A 21,866-nucleotide genomic window follows, 5' to 3' on the forward strand; every position below is an offset into this window, starting at 1 on the left:
AGCAGGAAATGTTATGGTATCTTAAATAGAAAGCGGAAGCTTTGCTGAAAATTGATAGGCAGACTGCAAACTGCCGGCAAAAGGCTGGAGTGATAACTTTGAACATTAAACCTCTTGCATTCCGGATGAGGCCGAGAACGATAGATGAAATCATCGGCCAGGAGCATCTTGTTTCAGAAGGAAAAATTATTTATCGCATGGTGCAGGCTAAGCAGCTCTCATCGATGATTCTGTATGGGCCTCCAGGTATAGGCAAGACGTCGATTGCAAGTGCCATTGCTGGAAGCACCAAATATGCTTTCCGCACTTTAAATGCAGTGACTAATAATAAAAAAGATATGGAAGTGGTAGCGGCAGAGGCAAAAATGTCGGGTAAGGTCATTCTGCTGCTGGATGAAGTCCATAGGCTTGATAAAGGCAAACAGGATTTTCTGCTCCCCTATCTGGAAAACGGCAGCATCACTTTAATTGGCGCCACAACCAGTAACCCATATCATGCAATAAACCCTGCGATCAGAAGCCGGTGTCAAATTTTTGAACTGAAGCCGCTTTCTGCAGATGAAATAAAAAAAGCACTGGCAAGAGCCTTGCAGGATAAGGAACGGGGCCTCGGCAATAAACAAACCGATGTTACCGATAAAGCTCTAACTCATCTGGCCACTGCTTCAAATGGGGATGTCAGAAGCTCGCTTAATGCCTTGGAACTGGCTGTGCTTTCAACAAAAGAGGATGAAGAAGGCATCATTAAAATTGACTTGTCCGTTGCCGAGGAATGCATTCAGCGCAAAAGCTTTACACACGATAAAGATGGGGATGCCCATTACGATGTATTATCCGGCTTTCAAAAGTCTATCCGCGGAAGCGACGTAAATGCTGCGCTTCACTATTTGGGCAGGTTAATTGAAGCAGGCGATCTGCAGAGCATAAGCAGAAGACTGCTGGTTATTGCCTATGAAGATATCGGCCTGGCATCACCCCAAGCCGGAGCCAGGACTCTCGCAGCCGTCGAAACAGCCGAAAGAATTGGATTTCCGGAAGCAAGGATACCGCTTGCAAATGCGGTCATAGAGCTTTGCTTGTCTCCAAAATCCAATTCTGCATACAAAGCTTTGGATTCTGCCATTGCAGATATTCGAGCAGGCAAAAGCGGTGAAGTCCCCGATCATCTGAAGGACGCCCACTACAAAGGAGCAAAAGAGCTCGGAAGAGGCATTGGTTATCTGTACCCTCATGATTATGAAACGGGCTGGGTCAAACAGCAGTACTTGCCGGACAGAATAAAAAACAAGGTATATTATCAGCCTAAGAAAACAGGCAAATTTGAACAGGCATTAGCATCAATTTATGAAAAACTCCTTAAATAGCAAAAGGTCTGGCTATGATGCCAGACCTTTTCTTATTTACTTCTAAGCAGAAACATCTCTTTTATTAAATACATAAAATGCAAGCACCTGGAAAAGCAGGAAGTAGATAAGAATAATCATGATCGAAAAGCCAAACGTCATTCCCTGAACCATTGGCACTCCTTCAAAATATTGAAGAAGATCTGTATTGGCAAAAAGGCTGTACTTTGCCCAATCATACTTCATGGCAATCAGTCTTGTGACTTGTCCTCCCATAAACATCAGAAACAGAGAAAGTCCTATTGCCAGAGAGCTATTCCTGAAAACTGCCGAAATCATAAAAGCCATGGTTGCAAGCATAAGCATGTTAATGGATTTAAGGCCATAATAAGCTATCAGATGAAGTCCCATGCTTTGTTCTCCCACAGTGCCATTGTAATAATATAAATAAGGAATTACTTTTTCAGGGAATCCAAAGAGGAGCCCGCCCAGAAGTGCTGAAAATCCGAAGAGGACGGAAAGCAGCATCACACCAAATATAATCACGGTAATATACTTTGCTCCTAGGATTTTCACTCTTTTGATAGGCCTAATCAAAAGCAGTTTGATGGTTCCCCAGCTAAACTCACTTGCCACAATCCCTCCGGCAATGATGATGGTAAACAAGCCGGCAAATTCAATCAGCTGTGAGGTATCGGATACAAATCCCCAGACAGAATATTCCTCATTCGGTGAAATATCATGCTGAATTCGGTATTCATTAAGGGCAATCTCCCTCTGATACTGTTCCTTCATATCTCTGGGAACCGTATCTCCCATCTCTTCAAGCTGTTTTTGATAGCTTTCGTTTTGAGTCTGCAAACCCCTTTTCCATTCCGTATTATCCGGGACCGTCCCCCCGCTTTCCTGATATTTTATAAAAGCGCCTGCAACAGTCGTCATGATTAAAAGCAGTCCAATCATGACATAAGTCCCTGGACGCCTAAAAATCTTCATCCATTCATTTTGAATCAGTCCGAGCATGTTCGGCACCTCCCTTGTACTCAGTAACTTCCAGGAAGCGATCTTCCAATGTTTTGGTTACTTCACGGACAGCAAAAATATTAATATCTTTCCGGACCAACCCCTTTACCATCTCAGGTATGCGTTCACGGACGAGCGGAAGGTACACTCTGTTTTCTGTGACTTGTATAGGCAATTCAGGGTATAAATCCTTTAACATTTTTTGTGCTATATCAGGGTCATCCACTTCTACTTCATAAACTTTTTCTTTCCCCTGCACAAAATCACTGATGTGCTGAACATCAATCAACTTCCCGTTTTGAATAATGCCGATTCTATCGCACATCATTTCCATTTCAGATAATAAGTGGCTGGAAACAATGACAGCCATTTCTCTGTCTCTCGCTAGCATCCTCAGGTGATCCCGAATCTCCCTGATGCCTGCCGGATCAAGCCCATTCGTAGGCTCATCCAGAACGAGGATTTTGGGATCATGCAAAAGACACTGCGCCAGACCAAGTCTCTGCCTCATTCCAAGAGAGTATGTCCTCACTTTATCATGAATCCGATCAGTCAGGCCTACCAGCTCGACAGTCTCATCAATCTTCTCCTTAGTCACTCCTTTTGACATTCGTGCATAATGGATTAGATTTTGATAACCTGATAAAAACTTATACATCTCAGGATTTTCTACAATGGCTCCAATATGGGAAACTGCCTTTTCAAAATCTGTTTTAATGCTGCTGCCGAGAATTTTTATGTCACCGGAAGTAATGCCGATCAAACCCACCAGCATTCGAATAGTGGTGGTTTTACCAGCACCGTTTGGGCCAAGGAAACCAAATACCTCTCCCTTTTTCACGTCAAAGCTGACAGAATCAATTATTGTTTTTCCTTTTATCACTTTTGTAACTTCCTGTATTTCTACAAGAACATCCATGTATTCATCCTCCTCCCAGCTAATAATGTTTTGTCCATTTTGCAGACATCTTTTAAGGCCGGGATCAAAATTAGATTTGCTCCTTGCTATTTTACCTTTCACCAGCTGAGAATGGAATATTTTCATCTATTAAGGTGACGATAAACCTAACAATCGTATTTTCGAGGTGATCAAAGAAATGAAGGAACGGAAAGACTTATGGAAGCCGGAAGAGGATCAATTACTCGAAGAGACAGTCCTTGAATATACATCAAATGGCGATTCAAAAGCATCAGCCTTTAAGAAGGCAAGTACGAAGCTCGGACGTACAGTTTCAGCCTGCCAATATCGCTGGAACATGGTCATAACCAAAAGGGAAGATCATGGATCCGAAGAAGAGACAAGGAATTCTGCCGGCACCCAAACCAATGAAACTTATGGTACTGTTCCCCCAGCCGATTTGTCTCAAGTCATACACTTCTTAAAAAACTACGCCAAGACACAGCCTAACCCAGAGCAATTGAAGGAAAATAAACGTCTGCACGAAGAACAAGTTCACTTAAAGCTTCAGAATGAGCAGTTAATAAAAAAGTTGAAGGAAAAAGAAGCGGAATATAAAAATCACCTTTTGCAATATGAGGAAATGACAAGCATCCTGAAAGAAGCAGACCAGCTGCTTAAGCATGACAGCCTAGAAGAGAAAAAAGCAGTTCATTAACTGCAGGGATTTCAGGACATTTAAACGCGCAAAGACCGGCCTCCAGAAGGCCGGTCTCTTTTCAGTCATTTACACGTGCAATTTTTATATCGCTTAAGAGTTCTCTGGTTACATAGCTGGCCATGATTAAACCTGCAACAGAAGGAACAAATGCGTTAGAAGATGGCGGCATTTTGGCCTTTCTGATTTCAGCATCATCTTTTCCTACTGTTTTTCGGACATCTTCCCGGATTACAATCGGGCTTTCATCGGAAAATACAACCGGAACGCCTTTTCTGATTCCTTCTTTTCTCAGGCGCGTGCGGATAACCTTTGCAATCGGGTCAGTATGAGTTTTGAAGATATCAGCAATCTGGAATCTGGTTGGATCCATCTTATTTGCAGCACCCATGCTTGAGATTATTGGAATCCCTCTGTTCAAGCATTCTTTCATTAGATGAATTTTATAGGCAATTGTATCGGAAGCATCAACTACAAAGTCCAGACCGTAATCGAAGAATTGTTCATAGGTTTCTTCTGTATAAAACATTTTCAAAGCAATAACTTCACAGTCAGGATTGATATCCTTGATTCTTTCTTTCATTAAGTCCACCTTTGGTTTCCCGACAGTGGATAATAAAGCGATGACCTGTCTGTTCACATTGGTAATATCGACATCGTCTTTATCAACCAGCACAAGCCGGCCAACACCGGAACGCGCCAATGCTTCCGCTGCAAAGGAGCCAACTCCGCCGATGCCCAGGACTGCAACGGTACTATTTTTCATTTTTTCTAGGCCTTCTTTGCCAATAGCCAATTCATTTCTGGAAAATTGGTGAAGCATATATATCAACTCCATCAGATGTTATTTAATAAGCATGTTTTATCTTATACCCGATAATGAATATATCATACTTGAATATTAAAACAAGTAGTTCTATGGGATTAATGATATTAACATTTTAATATAAAACCAGAAGGCTCTTTTCGTATTAATTGTTTTTTTTGCATATCCATGTTGTCCGTTGATTTTTCCGCTCCAGGTTGCTCGCTTTCCGCGGGGCGGGCGGTGAGCCTCCTCGACGCTGCGCGTCGCGGGGTCTCACCTGTCCCGCTACTCCCGCAGGACTTTGAATAAGCTTCTTTGAGTAGACACCGCACGAAGAAAATGTGATAGCATTTTCGAGGATCTCGCACCTACCGCTCCAATCAACTCAGTAAATAAGATGAAAAATGCAGCAAACCTTGCGAAAACAGCCAGTCAAAATTCTCCCCAATAGTGTTCACAGCGTTCTCTTATTTAAACTTACCTTCTTATGGGCGCTCATAGTGAAGAGGACAATCAAAAAAATCCATGCCCGCTGGCATGGATTTTTAATATCCGTATGTACTAAAGAGTCCCAATCGTGCCGTCGCTGTTGATGCCCTCGTTTTGAACCCGCACTCAGCAGGTGGGTGTCCTGTTTCCTGCGTTTGTAAGTCCTCATCCATGAGGCATTTACGCTGCTGGAAAACTCCGGACTCCCGAAGGAATAATGTTGGTCAAAATTTCAGGTTTTACAACGAACACATCAGGACTCTTTATTTATTGATATGATCATATCACACGATTTCGTCTTTTTCAAGCTGCTGAAATGGAGGTGATATGGACAAATATATCCATTTTATTCCTTTAGATATGAAAGTTTCCCTAAAAGTCAGGAGTAACTTCCTGGTTTAACTTTCTGAAAAATAATTTTTTTCTGCAAATTAACCATTAAATAGGAGATTACTCACTTTTTTTCAAATTAAGTGCTAAATTTAAATCATTCAGCTGCGACTGGCTGACTTCCCCGGGAGCTTCTGTAAGCACACAGCTCGCGCTTGCAGTTTTAGGGAATGCAATTGTATCCCTCAGGTTTGTTCTGCCGGCCAATAGCATTACGAGTCTGTCCAATCCCAGGGCAATACCTCCATGCGGAGGAGTGCCGTATTCAAATGCTTCAAGCAGGAATCCAAACTGTTCTACAGCTTCCTCTTTTGAGAATCCGAGCACACTGAACATTTTCTCCTGAACATCTCTTTCGAAAATACGCAATGAACCGCCGCCAAGCTCGTAGCCATTTAATACAAGGTCATATGCTTGTGCACGGACCCCAGCAGGATCCTTTTCAAGAAGATCTAAATCTTCTCTGGCAGGCATTGTAAATGGATGATGGGCAGCATAATAGCGGCCTTCTTCTTCATCGTACTCCAGAAGCGGCCAGTCTGTAACCCAAAGGAAATTAAATTTGCTTTGATCGATCAGCTCCAGCTCTTTTCCAAGCTTTAAACGGAGAGCGCCAAGTGCATCAGCGACAACATTCTTCTTATCAGCAACAAAGAGGAGCAAGTCTCCTGGTTCTGCCGCTAAAGCGGAATAGAATGATTTTTGCTCTTCCTCGGTTACAAACTTGGCAATCGGGCCTTTTAATCCGTCCTCTTCAGCTTTTAACCACGCAAGTCCTTTTGCACCATATACAGCTGCAAACTCTGTCAGAGCATCAATATCTTTTCGAGAATACTTTCCTGCGCCATTTTTCACATTAATGGCCTTAACCTGCCCCCCGGAAGCTACTGCTCCGGCAAATACTTTGAAGCTTGAATCTTTTACTATTTCCGATAGATCCGTCAATTCCATTCCAAAGCGTGTATCCGGCTTATCAGATCCAAAACGGTCCATCGCCTCCTGATAAGTCATTCGCGGGAATGGAAGCTGGACATCCAGGCCTTTTACTTCTTTCATGACCTTTTCCATCATGTTTTCCATCAGGCCGATGATTTCTTCCTGGCTCATAAAACTCATTTCGATGTCGACCTGAGTAAATTCAGGCTGGCGGTCTGCCCGCAGGTCTTCATCACGGAAGCATCGGGCAATTTGGTAATAGCGTTCAAATCCGCCGACCATTAATAGCTGCTTAAAGATTTGAGGGGATTGAGGAAGAGCATAGAACTCACCCGGATGCACACGGCTTGGAACTAAATAATCACGGGCTCCTTCAGGTGTGCTCTTCGTTAAGATCGGTGTTTCTACATCAAGAAACCCTTCGCTGTCAAGAAAATTCCTCATAGTTTTTGTTACTTGATGACGCATTTTAAAGGTATCAAACATAACTGGACGTCTCAAATCCAGATAACGGTATTTTAAGCGGACATCTTCGGAAACATCCGTTTTATCATCAATGACAAAAGGAGGTGTTTTTGCTTCATTGATGATCGTCACTTTCTCTGCTTTAATCTCAATCCGCCCTGTTTTCAAGTTCTCATTGATGGTGCCTTCTTCGCGCGCAATTACTTCTCCCTCTATATCAAGCACAAATTCATTGCGAATTTTTTCAGCCGCTGCAAGAGCGTCCGGGGAAACTTCCGGATTAAATACAACCTGAACTATGCCAGTGCGGTCACGAAGATCTACAAAGATCAGACCGCCCAAATCCCGGCGCTTTTGCACCCAGCCTTTTAAGCTGACTTTTTCTCCTATCGCTTTTTCCGTTAATTCCCCGCAAAAATACGTTCGCCCAAACATACTAATTCCTCCTGTAAACACAAGTTTATGATTGATAAAGTGCTGTGAATTTCTCTATAAACGAATCAAGGTCAACCTCTGTTTGCTCCCCTGATTCCATCGATTTTACATTAATTTTATTCGCTTTAAGTTCATCTTCGCCCAGGACAGCAACAAATTTCGCATTTGAACGGTCTGCCGCTTTGAACTGCGCTTTAATTTTTCTGTCAAGATAATCTCTTTCAGCAGAATATCCTGCCATCCTAAGTTTTTGAAGAAGGCCGACTGTATAATCCTTTGCTTCCTCCCCAAGGGATACAAGGTAGCAATCAATGCTCTTAATAAGAGGTAAATCGACCTTTTCCGCTTCAAGAGCAGCAATGAATCGCTCTATACTTAAAGCAAATCCAATTCCCGGCGCTTCAGGACCGCCAATTTCCTCAGTAAGGCCATTGTATCGTCCGCCGCCGCAAAGAGTAGTTATAGCTCCAAAACCTTCGGAATCACTCATAATTTCAAAGGCAGTATGATTGTAGTAATCCAGGCCGCGAACAAGATTTGGATCAACCGTAAAATCAATATCCAGGTTCTTTAAATACTTTTGAACCTTCTCGAAGTAGGCTTTTGAATAATCGTTTAAATAATCAATAATGGATGGAGCAGATTTCATAAGTTCATGTTCACGGTCTTGTTTACAGTCCAGGATGCGCATTGGATTTTTCTCAAGACGGTTCTGGCAATCCTGGCAAAACTCACCGATCCGCGGCTTAAAGTGGCTGACCAGAGCCTCTCTGTGTGCAGTTCGGCTTTCTTTATCTCCCAGGCTGTTCACAATCAATTTAAGCTTTTGCAGGCCCATGCTTTTATAAAGTGACATTGCCAGTGCAATTACTTCTGCATCAATTGCCGGATCAGCACTGCCGATCGCTTCGACTCCGAACTGGACAAACTGGCGGAAGCGACCAGCTTGCGGGCGTTCATAACGGAACATTGGCCCCATATAGTAAAGCTTTACAGGCTGGCTTGGATCGCCATGCATTTTATGCTCAACAAATGACCTTACAGTTGAAGCAGTTCCTTCAGGACGAAGGGTCAGACTGCGACCGCCGCGGTCTTCAAACGTGTACATCTCTTTTTGAACAATATCCGTTGTATCTCCCACACTGCGAAGAAATAATTCTGTATGTTCGAATATAGGTGTTCTGATTTCACGATATTGAAACTTCTCACAAAGCTCCCTTGCCTTTACTTCAATCAATTGCCATTTCTCAACTTCTCCAGGCAGAATGTCCTGCGTTCCCCTCGGTATTCGAATTGACATGAAAATTACCTCCTAATGCAAAATGATAAGTATGTATAAAATTCTTAGATTTGCAATCGCAAAAATAAAAAAACCCCCGCCTCCTTGTATATTAAATACAAGGGACGAGAGTTTGGTTTTTCCCGTGGTGCCACCCTAGTTGAAGCCTATAAATAGACTTCCTCTTTTACAGTTAACGCCTGTTAACGTTCAGCTCCTACTAAAGATGAATCCTTTTCAGAGAGAAACCTACGAAGTGTTCTTTCGTTAAATCATCATGTGAGAATGCTTTCAGCCGGGCGGCATTCTCTCTCTTTTCATGTGGGGTTTAACTACTCTTCTCCATCAATGGTTTATTATCGAAAAGCATGAACGCCTTGGTCGGGCGCTGCAGCTAGACATTTAATTGTTTTGTCATTTTATTTATATTATAATACGGAGCATTTCCTTCAATGTCAAGACTAAAAACATGCTATGATCGTTCCAGCCTTTTTTTCAGTTTTCTTACATCCCTAAGAGATAATCCAAACTCTGACGCGAGTTCAATCATGTTTGAGTTCTGTTCTTTTTGTATAAAATCATGAAAATCCACCCCAAACAGCTGATTTTCACCAGATTGTGCAGACATTCCTTTTTCTCCAAATCTCATTGTGCTCACCCTTTTTTATGTAGTCTGTTCTATTCTTGCCATTTTCAGTTGAAATGTTTCATAAGGGACAAATTAATTTCCCAGCTAAAATTGATCGCTGATATTCCGATATTAGAAGGGATATTGCACAAGATGGAGAAGTATTTTAGGACCAAAGTTCTCTTGACTGCCGGCACCTTGTTTGTTTTTCTTTTAATAAGGATTTTAATTATGAAAGGAGGCAGCCTGTTGAAGAAAAGAAAGCCACTTATTCTCGTGATATGCCTTATGCTTTTTGCCGGCATAACACAGACGGAAACACAGGTTAAAGCTGAAAACAGTTCTGTAACAATCACCACCAGCAATCTTAACGTACGTCAAGGACCAGGTTTAAGCTACCCCATTCTGGGACAAGCCCAAAAAGGCGATCAATTTAACATCCTTTCCCGTGAAGGAGAATGGATTAAAATTAATTTCCAGGGGGAAAATGGCTATGTCGCAAGCTGGCTTGTTTCCAATTTGACTTCAAATCAGACAGGGGAAAAAATGGCAGGTGAAAATTCCCAGGCGGTTATCACAACAGATGGCCTTAGGGTGAGAAAGGGACCTGGTACAAGTTACGGGGTTCTGGGGACTATCCAAAAAGGCACAGCCTATGAGGTCAAGAGCACAGAAGGAAGCTGGGTTAAGATTCAAACTCCATATGGAGATGGCTGGGTGGCAAATGAATTTGTCCAATTCAGCGGCACACAAAAGAAAAGTTCATCCAGCAGCAGTCAAACCGGGAAGATCACAGCAGACTCTCTAAATGTCAGGAACAAGCCTTCTCTTCAAAGTGACATCATCGGCAAACTTAATTCGGGGGAGACAGTTGCTGTTCTTTCTCAAAATGGCAGCTGGACAGAGATCTCTTTCTCGGGAAATACAGGATGGATCAGCAGCCAATTTATTACGTTTCAATCCTCACAATCAGAAAGCAAACCAAAAAAGGCTTCATCCGGAAAAACAGGCACTGTAACAGCAACCACTTTAACCGTAAGAAACAAAGCATCTTTAAATGGAAAACCAATTGGTTCAGTTGCCAAAGGCCAAGCTTTCTCCATTCATGAAGAAGCTGATAATTGGGTAAAGATTGAATATCAGCCTGGTTCTTATGGATGGGCGGCAAGCTGGTTCATAGACATAACAGCCCAAGAGAACTCCGGCTCATCTCAGCAAAATGTAAACGGCAGTTCTGCAATTATCTTACATAACGGATCAAATATTAGAAAAAAAGCGAGTACCCATTCAGCTGTCGTCCACAGGGCAAATAAAGGGGACAGCTTTGAAATAATGAGCCTGAATAATGATTGGTATGAAATTCGCCTGCCAAACGGCGGAAAGGGTTTTGTAGCAGGGTGGATCGTTTCAGTTAAAGGATCTGCACCTGCAGTAACAAAGCCGGGAGCAGAAAAGCATCTGAATAATAAAACTATTGTCATTGATCCCGGTCATGGAGGCCGTGATAATGGTACAACGGGCGCACGAGGAACACGTGAAAAGGACATTACTATCAGGACAGCTCAAGTGCTTGCCGAAAAATTAAGGGCTGCAGGTGCTAATGTCATTCTGACCAGGAGCGGGGATACCTATTTGCCGCTGCCTTCGAGAGTAGGCATTTCACATCATCACAATGCAGATGCTTTTATCAGTATTCATTATGACAGTACGCCGGACCGAACTGCACGAGGAGCGACTACCTATTACTATCATCCTTTCCAAAAGGAAATCGCCGCCAATATCCACTCCAATGTAACAGCGATGACAAACCTGAGAGATCGGGGCTATAGAGTCGGAGATTATCATGTAATCAGGGAGAACAAACGCAATGCTGTTCTGATTGAACTCGGATATCTTAGCAATCCGGCAGAAGAAGCCCTGATTGCTTCTGCACAGTATCAGCAATCAGCAGCAGCAGGAATTTATCAGGGACTTGCCCGCTATTTTAAAAATTAGCCAAAAAGCCCCGGCACTCAAATTAGGATGCCGGGGCTTTTTGCGTTCATTATTTGCTTTCTAAGATTAAGGTAACAGGTCCATCGTTGGTTAACTGAACATCCATCATGGCGCCGAATTCACCTGTTTCGACTTTCAGGCCTTTAGCTTCCAGAAACCGATTAAAAGCATCATAGATTTTCACGGCGTGCGCAGGCTTGGCCGCATCCATGAAATTGGGCCGTCTGCCCTTTCGGCAATCTCCATACAGTGTAAATTGCGAAACCGAAAGAATTTCACCTTCCTGATCGAGCAGTGATAGATTCATTTTGCCGGCATCATCTTCAAAGACGCGAAGATTGGCAATCTTATCAGCCAGAAAAGCTGCGTCCTCTTCTTTATCTTCGTGGGTGACTCCAACGAGCAAAACAAACCCCTTTTTGATGCTTCCAACGGTTTCTCCGTCCACCGTTACGCTGGCTTCTTTGCTTCGCTGCACTACAACACGCATTCTATCTGCTCCCTTTAGTTCATAATCCTTCTTACCGCATAAATATCAGGGATTTGCTTTATCCGCTCTACAACCCTTTGCAGGTGGCTTACATTGTGAATAGCAATGGACATATTGATCGTTGCTGATTTATTTCGGTCAGAACGGCCTGATACGGCTGAAATGTTGGTTTTCGTTTCATTAACAGCCTGAAGAACCTCGTTCAATAATCCTCTGCGGTCATAACCGGTAATTTCAATTTCAACATTATATTCTTTCCGGTCATTTAATGCTGTTTCCCACTCTACCGGGATTAGCCTTTGTTTTGCATCATCCGTTTCGATATTAGGGCAATCATCACGGTGTACAGAGACACCTCTGCCCTTTGTAATAAACCCGACGATTTCATCCCCTGGGACAGGATTACAGCAGCGTGAAAGGCGAATGAGCAGGTTATCTATGCCGGAAACCCGGACACCGGATTCGCGCTTTTTAGCTGAAGTAAATGTCTTTAGTTCCGAAACAGCATTTGTAATATCGGAGGTTTGTTCAAGGTCGCGCTTCTTGCGCCATTTTTCTGTAAGCCTGTTGGCAACCTGAAGAGCTGTTACCCCATTATAGCCAACAGCAGCATACATATCTTCCTCAGTAGCGAAATTGAATTTCTCTGCAATCCTTTTGACATTATCAGGTGTCAGGATTTCCTTCAGCTCGAAATCCATATTGCGGATTTCCCGCTCAACCAGCTCTTTCCCTTTTTCCACATTTTCTTCTTTTCTTTGCTTTTTGAAGAACGTCCGAATTCTATTTTTTGCCTGTGAAGTCTGAGCCAGCTTCAGCCAGTCTTTACTTGGCCCATAGGAATGCTTGGATGTCAGAATTTCAATGATATCTCCGGTTTTCAGCTTATAATCCAAGGTTACCATTTTCCCATTCACTTTGGCGCCGATTGTCTTGTTTCCTATTTCTGAATGTATCCTGTAAGCAAAGTCAATTGGGACTGATCCGGAAGGAAGCTCGATGACGTCCCCTTTGGGAGTAAAAACAAACACCATATCGGAAAACAAGTCAATTTTCAATGATTCCATGAATTCTTCAGCATTGGCTGCATCATCCTGGAATTCCAGGATTTCACGGAACCATGTCAGCTTCTCCTCAAAAGAAGAGCCTTCATTCACTCTTTTACCTTCTTTATAAGCCCAATGTGCAGCAATACCAAACTCTGCAATTCTGTGCATGTCCATGGTGCGGATCTGGACTTCCAGAGGGTCGCCCTTTGGTCCGATAACCGTAGTATGAAGTGACTGATACATATTCTGTTTAGGCATGGCAATATAATCTTTGAAGCGGCCGGGCATTGGCTTCCAGCAAGTATGAATAATCCCGAGAACCGCATAGCAATCCTTAATGCTGTTAACAACAATGCGTACAGCCAGCAAATCATATATCTCATTGAATTGCTTATTTTGAAGGGCCATTTTACGGTAGATGCTGTAAATATGCTTAGGGCGTCCGGAGATTTCTGATTTAATTGAGACCTCTGACATTCTGCTCCTCATAACATTGATTACATCATCTAAATACTCTTCCCGCTCCGCCCTTTTTTTCTTCATCAGGTTTACAATCCGGTAATACTGCTGCGGATTTAGGTACCTCAATGCGGTATCTTCAAGCTCCCACTTAATCTTGGAGATTCCAAGCCTATGGGCAAGAGGTGCAAAGATTTCAAGTGTTTCATTTGAAATGCGGCGCTGCTTTTCAGCAGGCAGATGCTTAAGTGTCCGCATATTATGAAGGCGGTCAGCAAGCTTTATCAAGATTACACGGATGTCCTGGGCCATAGCCACAAACATTTTCCGGTGGTTTTCAGCCTGCTGCTCTTCCTGAGATTTATATTTAATTTTCCCCAGCTTCGTTACACCATCGACAAGCATGGCCACTTCTGAATTGAAGGCTTCTTCGATATTCTCCAATGAGACTTCGGTGTCTTCAACCACGTCGTGAAGAAAGCCGGCTGCAACCGTAGATGGATCCATCTCCAGATCTGCAAGGATGCCTGCTACCTGGATCGGATGGATGATGTATGGTTCACCGGATTTTCTATATTGTTCACGATGGGCATGCTTGGCAAACTCGTATGCTTTTTTAACAAGCTCTGCATGCTCATCGTTTAAATATTCTTTTGCCCTGTTGATGACTTGCTCGGCGGTCAGAACTTGATCGTTCGCCATGGAATCACCTTTATCTCCCTGAATTTTATGCAGTTGCATAATGTAGTAATTTTGAAATTGATAATGAATAACAAGTTATTAAAAAAATTAATATTGCTACTATTATCGAAAAAAAAAGTGAAGATGTAAAGGGATAGACTGTTATTTTTATGGGAATAACAAAAGTTTTGTCGTTTTTTGTCCGAATTCCTTTATTGTTTTTCCATAAATGGATTTGGAAACCCTTTAAAAACTATTTTCTAATATAAATTAAAAGGCTCTTTTCGTATAAATTATTGTTTTTACTTATCAATATTGTCCGTTGATTCCGCTCCAATCAGCTCAGCATATCTAATACAAAAAACAACAAACTTGAGAAAAACAGCCAATTAAAAAGAGCCCCATTTCGAATGGCGCTCTCTTTATAAAAAAAATTAATACTGCATTAATGTCAGAATGTCGTAGTTGTCGAGCTTTTTACGCCCGTCAAGGTATGTTAACTCAATAAGGAATGCAATGCCTGCCACTACTCCGCCAAGTTCTTCAACCAGCTGGATAGTTGCATCGATTGTTCCGCCTGTTGCAAGGAGGTCATCAGTAATCAGGACTCTTTGCCCTGGTTTGATGGCATCCTTATGAATGGTTAAAACATCTTTGCCATATTCTAGGCCATAATTAACCTTGACTGTTTCACGTGGAAGTTTGCCTTCTTTTCGGACTGGGGCAAAGCCTACACCTAAAGAATAAGCCACAGGGCAGCCGATGATGAATCCGCGGGCTTCAGGGCCGACAACCAGGTCAATCTTCTTTTCGCGGGCATATTCAACAATTTGATCAGTAGCATATTTATATGCGTCACCATTGTCCATAAGAGTTGTAATATCTTTAAATTTAATGCCTGGCTTCGGCCAATCTTCTACAATTGTTATATACTGTTTTAAGTCCATTTTTCTTCCTTTGCCTCCTCAAGTTTTACAGCCCCTTGCATAACTTCATCAAACCAGTCTTTGAGCTGCTGAAAGGATGAATAGAGCAAATCGCTCTCAAGAGTGTATTGTGCCTGTTTAAGCTGATAAGTTTGTGAATCAGCTAAATCACGTTTAGTGGATGTATTGTTTAACGAAATGACACCATTATTTATTTTAACAAATTCCAATTCAAAAAACACTTGAGACATAAAATCTACTGTCTCTCTGCTCCATCCTTTATGCTTCGCTATATCATTCCCATGACGCCTGATATCAATTGAACCTTTTTTAGCAATCAGGGCAAAGTACCATTTAAAATGGTCTCTTGTTGGTAATGTGCTAAAAAAGTCACTGTCTTCTTTATAGAAATGAGCATAAATTCTGGCAGGTTTTTTTCCGGAGAAAACCTGTGCAAGAATTTCCTTTGAAGGCGGCAAATCAGCCAGTACAACATTTGAGCCATCTATTTTTATGTCTTCTGCGTCTTCTGCAGATGTTATTTTCACCATGTTTTCCCCTGCAAATGGTTTATATTTAGAAATATATTCCTCATTAAAAAATAACCAGGTTGTGTTTGCCTCAGGAATGACACTTTGGAGCCTTTCAAGCCGTTTTAAACTCCGGATATCAAAGAGCTGCCAGGAGTTGACTGCCATATCCTGCAGGAAAATTTGCGGTTTTTTAATATTATTCCATTCATTAATGGATAATTCACCAATAACGGACAGCTTGGAGTATGGGGAAATATGTTCATGCAAATGCCCAAGTCCAAAACCGATGCCATCAAGTGAAGATCCATCATTCTCGATTGTGACTTTAATATGGTTCTGTTCAGATCCGATCTTTCTCATAGCTGCAATATTAGCATCTTTTATCATTACTTTTGGTTTCGCATTTCCCATCCCGAATGGAGCAAGCAGCTGCATTTCCGCAATGGAAGAAAGATTGATATCTTTTAAATGGAAAACCCCATCAATAGAGGTTACAGGAATAAAATCTTCCTCACTCAGCTGTTCATTTGCAAGAGTATTCAGTCTGCTTCTCAGATCATCAACCGAATCAATGGATAAAGTCATACCCGCTGCCATCGGGTGACCTCCAAAGTGAGGCAGGATATCCCGGCATTCAGAAAGATTCTTGAACAGATCAAAACCTTCTATACTTCTTGCTGAACCCTTCGCCAGCCCTTTTTCACTGTCATAACTAAGGACAATGGCCGGGCGGTAAAACTTTTCGACAAGCTTCGAAGCTACTATTCCGATTACCCCGGCGTTCCAGCCTTCTTTCCCGACAACAATAACTGAATTCTCACTGATTGGGAAATTTGTTTCAACCTCATGAACCGCTTGCGCTGCAATGTCATTGACAATAGATTGCCTTTCTTTATTCAGCATTTCAATTTCTTCGGCAATGGCTTGTGCTTCATAAGGATCATTTGTCAAAAGCAGATCCACAGCAGGATCCGCGCTTTCAAGCCTTCCTGCTGCATTGAGGCGAGGGCCGATTGTAAAGCCGATCGTTTCCTCACTAATGGATGGAAGCTCGATTCGTGCCGCTTTAAACAAAGCATTCAAACCTGTATTTTTAGTTGATTTCAGCTTTTGAATCCCGCGCTTGGCAATAAGTCTGTTTTCTCCTGTTAAAGAAACAAGATCAGCAATTGTGCCGATCGCAGCTATCTCCAAAAGGTGTTCAGGCATTTCACCATAAAGCGCATGTGCAAGCTTAAATGCTACCCCAACACCGGCAAGTTCCCGGAACGGGTATCTGCTCTGCGGATGCTTAGGATGCACAATGGCCAATGCTTCAGGAAGCTCGGGGCCGGGCTCATGGTGATCTGTAATGATCAAATCCATTCCAAGCTCTTTTGCAGCTTTTGCTTCATTTACAGCAGAGATTCCAGTATCTACAGTAATAATTAAACGGATGCCAATTTCGGCTGCATGTTCAAAAGCCGGGATATTTGGCCCATAGCCCTCCGTAAAACGATTCGGTATGTAGAATTGGACAGCAGCACCGAGATCTTTAAGTGCCATCACCATGACAGAAGTGCTGGTCACACCATCCGCATCATAATCACCAAAAATTAAAATAGGTTCCTGTTTTTCAATAGCTTCTTTTATTCTGGAAACAGCAATTGCCATATCTGTCATTAAAAAAGGATCATGAAATTCCTGCTCATTATCCATCAGAAAATACCGTGCTGAATCAACGGTATCCATTCCGCGATTAATTAAAAGCGATGCTGCAAGAGGAGAAATATTCAGTTCCTTTGAAAGCCGCTGTACTTTATCCTCCTCTGTTTGCCGAACAATCCATCGCGTTCTTGAATGTAACATACGTTCACCCCTCAGCTTATTAATTATACAAGAGGGGAAGGTGTGTTTCAATAAGTTAAAATCGGGTTAATCCATACAATTCTGGAAAGAAAAACAGGTGCTGCAGGTCACTTTTTGAGACCAAAAGAAAAACTTGAGCATAAGCTCAAGCATGTTCATTTAATGTATATCCCTATCCAGCTCTTTTTCAAGTTCTTCCTTCTCAGCATTATCTTTTACAGAATTTCCTGCTTTCAGCTTTTCATTTTCCCTTTTTAGTAATTTCACTTGCCTTTGAAGTGAGTAAATGCGGACAATGCCGACAGAACCTACTATTAGTCCACCCATAAGAACAGATCCTAAAATCACTAGAATCAGCGGCCACTGGCTTTCCCCAAACAAGTAGTTTACCGTTACATTATCGACATTGATCACTGCAAAAACAGCCACGATCAGCGCAAATAAAAAACCAAATAATAAAGTCCATTGAAATTTCATGCTATCCTCTCCCTGATATATTCTCTAATTTATATGTTCTTCACTGAAAGGATTAATGTGCACAAAGACATTTTGCACATTTTCCAATTGGAGCAGCTTGCGTTTTACTTCTTTGCCGACCCGGTGTCCATCCTCAACAGTCATATTCGGATCCACCGACACTTTAATATCAACAATAACATAGTGTCCGTGCTCCCTGGCATGCAATTCATCGATCCTTTTAACATGGTCGACGGATTCAGCCGTTTTGCGCATTTCAAGAGTATCTTCTTCATGAAGCACGTGATCAAGTGTGCTGTGAATGGATTCTTTCCCAAGCCGCCATGCCATTTGGAGAATCATAAGGGACACAATGAGGCCAGCCACAGGATCTGCATACTCAAGCCATTCGATCCCCATTCTTCCTCCAATAATCGCACAGCCAATACCTATTAAAGCTGCAATTGATGAATAAACATCTGAACGGTGTTCATAAGCATTTACAATTAAAGCATCACTGTTTAGTTTCTTTCCCAAATTATACTTATATCGAAACATAGCTTCTTTCACAACGATGGAAACCACCACTGCAGCTATTGCAATTGCTTTTGGAGGTTCAATTGGCGAAAAGAATGATTCAAATGATGATTTTCCGATTTCTATTCCCACGAGGAACAGCAGAACGGCAACAATTATGGCCGCTATCAATTCAGCTTTGCCATGACCGTATGGATGATCCTCATCCGGCGGCTGTTTCGCAGCCCTCAGACCCAAATAAACAGCAAAAGATCCGGCAACATCTGAAGCTGAATGGACCGCATCCGCCACCAGCGCTTTACTTCCTGAATAAACGCCAATTCCCCATTTGAGGGCGGCAAGAATAATATTGCCCACGATGCCAATTATAGCTGCAAATTCAGCTTTCTTAAAACGATCGTTATTTTCCAAAGCGATACTTCCTTCCTCCCTGATCTTGCTATTAGTTTATCCTATTTCCCGGAATCATTAACCAAATTTGTAAAATAGACAGCATCCTGATTTAATAAAAAAACTCAGGCACTCGCCTGAGTTTTTTGTAATTATTACACTTGAGGTTCGTCACTGACTTTGCGTTTTTCTTTAACAGTATGAATAACACCTTTTTCTTTCAGTTCCTTGCCTTTCCATACTGCCCAAATCTGTGCAGCAAGGAAAATGGAAGAATAAGTACCTGCTATTAAACCAATAAGAAGTGCAAACGAGAAGTTTCTGATTGATTCACTTCCAAACACAAGCAGCGCAACGACTGTAAATACAACCGTTAAAACAGTATTTACAGAGCGGCCAAGCGTTTGGCGAAGACTCTTGTTTACAACATCCGCAATATCTTCAAATGACTTGAGTTTTTTCTTTTTCTGCATATTCTCACGCATCCGGTCGAACGTTACGATTGTATCATTTATTGAGTAACCGACCACTGTAAGAATTGCTGCAATGAAGGTAATATCCACTTCCATGCGTGTAAAGCTAAATACTGCGATAATAAAGAAGGCATCATGCAGAAGTGCCAGTACTGCCGGAATGGCCATCTTGACCTCAAAGCGAATGGATACATAAATGATAATGCCTACAGAGGCTATCGCAAGAGCTTTCAGTGCATTTTTAGCAAGTTCTTTTCCTACAGTTGGTGAAACTGTGCTGACATTCGGATCTTGACCGAATTTTTCATGAAATTGAGTTTTAACTTCTGCTATTTCGTCTTTAGTTAAAACATCTTTAAATCTAGCAACACCAATTTCATTATTATCTCCAGAGATGACAATATCATCTGTCTCGATTCCAAGAGCTGATAATTCAGCTTGGAATTTTTCTTTTGTTAAGGATTCACTTGCCTGCTGCTCGATCCGGGTACCGCTGACAAAATCGATTCCAAGATTTAAGCGGAATATAGAAAGAACAATTATTCCTGCAGTAATTAAAACAGCAGAAAGGATGAAAAACTTCTTGCGGTTCCCTACAAAATCAAATTTATCAAATTTGGTCGGCAAATCAAGGGTATCGTAATTTTCTGCAATATTTTTGATCTCACTTTTCTTAACTCCAAACCAGCCTGGTTTCTTATCAAGTGCTTTACTATGGACCCAAAGCCCCATAAGCAGCCTTGTACCGTATACAGCAGTAATAAAGCTGGCCAGAATGCTTATTATAAGCATGGTAGCAAATCCCTTTACAGAACTTGTCCCATACAAGAATAATACGGCTGCTGCCAGAATTGTTGTGATATTTGCATCAAAGATGGTGGAAAGTGAATTTTTCTCTCCAGCCTGGAAAGCAGATTTGATTGTTCTGCCCACTTTCATTTCTTCCCTGATTCTCTCATAGGTAATGATATTCGCATCAACCGCCATACCAACCCCCAGGATGAGCGCAGCAATACCAGGCAGCGTCAATACGCCATTCATCCAGTCAAAAACGAGTAAAATCAGATAAATATAAAACGATAAAGTAAGAGTTGCAATAAATCCAGGGAAACGATATACCGCAATCATGTAGATAAAGATAATCAATACTCCTATTATTCCGGCAAGAATAGTCGTTTCCATTGCCTGCTCACCAAATTTAGCACCTACTGATGTTGAATAAACTTCATCGAGCTGTACAGGAAGGGATCCTGCATTCAATAAATCCGCCAGCGTCTGTGCTTCTTCAATTGTAAAGTTTCCCACAATGGAAACGGTATCCTGATTAAAGATTTGGCTTACCTGTGGAGCAGATAAGTATTTTGGGTCTTCTTTTGCTGCCTCAGCCTGGAAGGAATCCTGGCCTTCTTCAAAATCAAGCCAAATGACAAGCAGGTTATTTGGCGCTCCCATATTGACAATTTTTTGGGTTACATCTTTAAATTTTCCAGCGCTTTTCAGCTTCAATGAAACACTTGGCTTTCCATTTTCATCAAATGTCTGCTTTGCACCATTTTCAGCAAGATCTGAACCATCCATCATCAACTGATCATTAACATCTCTAAATGAGAGATTAGCTTCTGTGGACAGAATTTCCCTTGCTTTATTCTGATCTGTTACACCGGCAAGCTGAACACGGACCCGCTTATCTCCCTCAATCTGGATATTCGGCTCACTGACTCCAAGTACATTGATTCGCCTGTCGAGCGCTTCGGCAGTACTTGCTAGGACTTCTTTAGTCACCTTCTGCCCATCTTTTGGCGTTACCTCATAGAGAACCTCAAATCCGCCCTGTAAATCAAGTCCAAGCTTAATATTTTTTAAGATGTTGTTTGTCGTTGCCCCAGCCAAGCTTCCCAATAATAAAACAATCAGGAAAAAAGCAACGATACGGCTGCGCTTTACCATTCTGAATAAATCCTCCTTAACTATCGCCCGCAGGCACTGCATCAGCGGCGTGATGCATTATTTACCATACATTCCTGCACGTGAAGCCTGCATTACTATCTAATAAGCCTTCCCGTTAATTAAGACTACTGTTTGAAACTTTTACTACTCGTCCTTAACTTTCATTCTATGTATAACCGATTACATGAAAAAGGCCGATTACTCCGCTTTTCATTATGAAACAGATTGTAAAACCTGTCAATTTGTCTTATATCATGTTAATCCTTGAAAAAATTGGAAACACTGGGCTACTTTAATAGTTTTTTTCGTTCTTCTTCATTATCTAAATCAAATTCTGCTTCTTTAAAAGACTCGATGGTAGCATAGTGAATGTATTCACTCACCTTTACCCCCATTACTTCTTCCACAATTTGAAATAGCCTGACATTTTCTTTTGGTTTTTTCCACTTTTTCTTTGTCAGATATCCCCAGAGTTCCTGTTCAGTCACTTTTTTATATCCCAGAAGCCGAAATTCCTCCAGTTTGCTTTCCAATGCAGGTTTTACCGTAGTGCGAAAATAATCATATTCATGGCCGATTTTCATTTTCAGCCGCCTCCCCGCCATTAATAACATGGAAATTATGATAGCTTGTCATGCTTTGTCCTCTATCTTGCATATAGATAATTGTA

17 protein-coding genes, 1 other RNA gene and 1 other annotated feature are annotated in these 21,866 nt (G+C 41.8%); of the genes, 3 read left to right on the plus strand and 15 right to left on the minus strand.

Going from position 1 to position 21,866, the window contains the following annotated elements:
• Positions 1 to 98 precede the first annotated feature (98 nt).
• Positions 99 to 1,364, plus strand: a complete 1,266-nt coding sequence (locus NAF01_RS19175; protein ID WP_250800980.1) for a replication-associated recombination protein A — start codon at positions 99 to 101, stop codon at positions 1,362 to 1,364.
• Positions 1,365 to 1,406: 42 nt separating this feature from the next.
• Here NAF01_RS19175 and NAF01_RS19180 read toward each other — a convergent pair whose 3' ends face one another.
• Positions 1,407 to 2,366 carry an ABC transporter permease gene (locus tag NAF01_RS19180; RefSeq protein ID WP_250800981.1) on the minus strand — a complete coding sequence of 320 codons (960 nt, stop codon included), beginning with the start codon at positions 2,364 to 2,366 and terminating at the stop codon, positions 1,407 to 1,409.
• The gene (locus tag NAF01_RS19185; protein WP_048010346.1) at positions 2,344 to 3,285 is read right to left on the minus strand and encodes an ABC transporter ATP-binding protein; all 942 of its coding nucleotides are present in this window, start codon (positions 3,283 to 3,285) and stop codon (positions 2,344 to 2,346) included. The genes NAF01_RS19180 and NAF01_RS19185 overlap by 23 nt, the downstream gene beginning before the upstream one ends.
• 178 nt (positions 3,286 to 3,463) lie before the next feature.
• Here NAF01_RS19185 and NAF01_RS19190 point away from each other — a divergent pair, with 178 nt between their 5' ends.
• Positions 3,464 to 3,982, plus strand: a complete 519-nt coding sequence (locus NAF01_RS19190; RefSeq protein ID WP_250800982.1) for a hypothetical protein — start codon at positions 3,464 to 3,466, stop codon at positions 3,980 to 3,982.
• 61 nt (positions 3,983 to 4,043) lie between these two features.
• On the opposite strand, the gene NAF01_RS19195 is transcribed toward NAF01_RS19190, so the two are convergent.
• From NAF01_RS19195 to NAF01_RS19215, 5 genes are all read right to left on the minus strand, one after another.
• A complete protein-coding gene (locus NAF01_RS19195) occupies positions 4,044 to 4,805 on the minus strand; it encodes a tRNA threonylcarbamoyladenosine dehydratase (protein ID WP_163143598.1) in 762 nt (253 codons plus the stop codon).
• Positions 4,806 to 5,354: 549 nt separating this feature from the next.
• A non-coding RNA gene (gene ssrS, locus NAF01_RS19200) (6S RNA) lies at positions 5,355 to 5,542 on the minus strand.
• Between the two features lie 187 nt (positions 5,543 to 5,729).
• Entirely contained in the window at positions 5,730 to 7,505 is a 1,776-nt protein-coding gene (aspS, locus tag NAF01_RS19205) for an aspartate--tRNA ligase (RefSeq protein WP_250800983.1), read from the minus strand.
• A 25-nt stretch (positions 7,506 to 7,530) separates the two neighbouring features.
• Positions 7,531 to 8,805: a histidine--tRNA ligase gene (hisS, locus tag NAF01_RS19210; RefSeq protein WP_250800984.1), complete on the minus strand. Its 1,275-nt coding sequence runs from the start codon at positions 8,803 to 8,805 to the stop codon at positions 7,531 to 7,533.
• Positions 8,806 to 8,902: 97 nt separating this feature from the next.
• Positions 8,903 to 9,142, minus strand: a binding site (T-box leader).
• Between the two features lie 114 nt (positions 9,143 to 9,256).
• Positions 9,257 to 9,433 (minus strand): hypothetical protein, encoded by a 177-nt coding sequence (locus NAF01_RS19215; protein ID WP_048010351.1) that lies wholly within the window; start codon positions 9,431 to 9,433, stop codon positions 9,257 to 9,259.
• 228 nt (positions 9,434 to 9,661) lie between these two features.
• On the opposite strand from NAF01_RS19215, the gene NAF01_RS19220 reads away from it, so the two are divergent.
• Positions 9,662 to 11,407, plus strand: coding sequence for an N-acetylmuramoyl-L-alanine amidase family protein (locus tag NAF01_RS19220; RefSeq protein ID WP_250800985.1), 1,746 nt, complete (start codon positions 9,662 to 9,664; stop codon positions 11,405 to 11,407).
• Positions 11,408 to 11,456: 49 nt separating this feature from the next.
• Here the strand turns inward: NAF01_RS19220 and dtd are convergent, their stop codons facing one another.
• The 8 genes from dtd to NAF01_RS19260 all read right to left on the minus strand — a co-directional run bounded on the left by dtd (position 11,457) and on the right by NAF01_RS19260 (position 21,780).
• Positions 11,457 to 11,897: a D-aminoacyl-tRNA deacylase gene (gene dtd, locus NAF01_RS19225; protein ID WP_048010352.1), complete on the minus strand. Its 441-nt coding sequence runs from the start codon at positions 11,895 to 11,897 to the stop codon at positions 11,457 to 11,459.
• A 14-nt stretch (positions 11,898 to 11,911) separates the two neighbouring features.
• The gene (locus tag NAF01_RS19230; protein WP_061791146.1) at positions 11,912 to 14,107 is read right to left on the minus strand and encodes a RelA/SpoT family protein; all 2,196 of its coding nucleotides are present in this window, start codon (positions 14,105 to 14,107) and stop codon (positions 11,912 to 11,914) included.
• A 413-nt stretch (positions 14,108 to 14,520) separates the two neighbouring features.
• Positions 14,521 to 15,033 carry an adenine phosphoribosyltransferase gene (locus NAF01_RS19235; RefSeq protein WP_048010354.1) on the minus strand — a complete coding sequence of 171 codons (513 nt, stop codon included), beginning with the start codon at positions 15,031 to 15,033 and terminating at the stop codon, positions 14,521 to 14,523.
• Positions 15,024 to 17,393 carry a single-stranded-DNA-specific exonuclease RecJ gene (gene recJ / locus NAF01_RS19240; protein ID WP_250800986.1) on the minus strand — a complete coding sequence of 790 codons (2,370 nt, stop codon included), beginning with the start codon at positions 17,391 to 17,393 and terminating at the stop codon, positions 15,024 to 15,026. The genes NAF01_RS19235 and recJ overlap by 10 nt, the downstream gene beginning before the upstream one ends.
• Before the next feature lie 159 nt (positions 17,394 to 17,552).
• A complete protein-coding gene (locus tag NAF01_RS19245; protein WP_048010356.1) occupies positions 17,553 to 17,870 on the minus strand; it encodes a LapA family protein in 318 nt (105 codons plus the stop codon).
• A gap of 24 nt (positions 17,871 to 17,894) precedes the next feature.
• Positions 17,895 to 18,797 (minus strand): cation diffusion facilitator family transporter, encoded by a 903-nt coding sequence (locus NAF01_RS19250; protein WP_222497680.1) that lies wholly within the window; start codon positions 18,795 to 18,797, stop codon positions 17,895 to 17,897.
• Between the two features lie 134 nt (positions 18,798 to 18,931).
• Entirely contained in the window at positions 18,932 to 21,196 is a 2,265-nt protein-coding gene (gene secDF / locus NAF01_RS19255; RefSeq protein ID WP_197213322.1) for a protein translocase subunit SecDF, read from the minus strand.
• Between the two features lie 287 nt (positions 21,197 to 21,483).
• Positions 21,484 to 21,780, minus strand: coding sequence for a post-transcriptional regulator (locus NAF01_RS19260; protein WP_061791152.1), 297 nt, complete (start codon positions 21,778 to 21,780; stop codon positions 21,484 to 21,486).
• Positions 21,781 to 21,866: the final 86 nt, after the last annotated feature.

Source organism: Cytobacillus firmus (assembly GCF_023657595.1).
In the GTDB taxonomy this organism is placed as follows: Bacteria; Bacillota; Bacilli; order Bacillales; family Cytobacillaceae; genus Cytobacillus; species Cytobacillus firmus_B.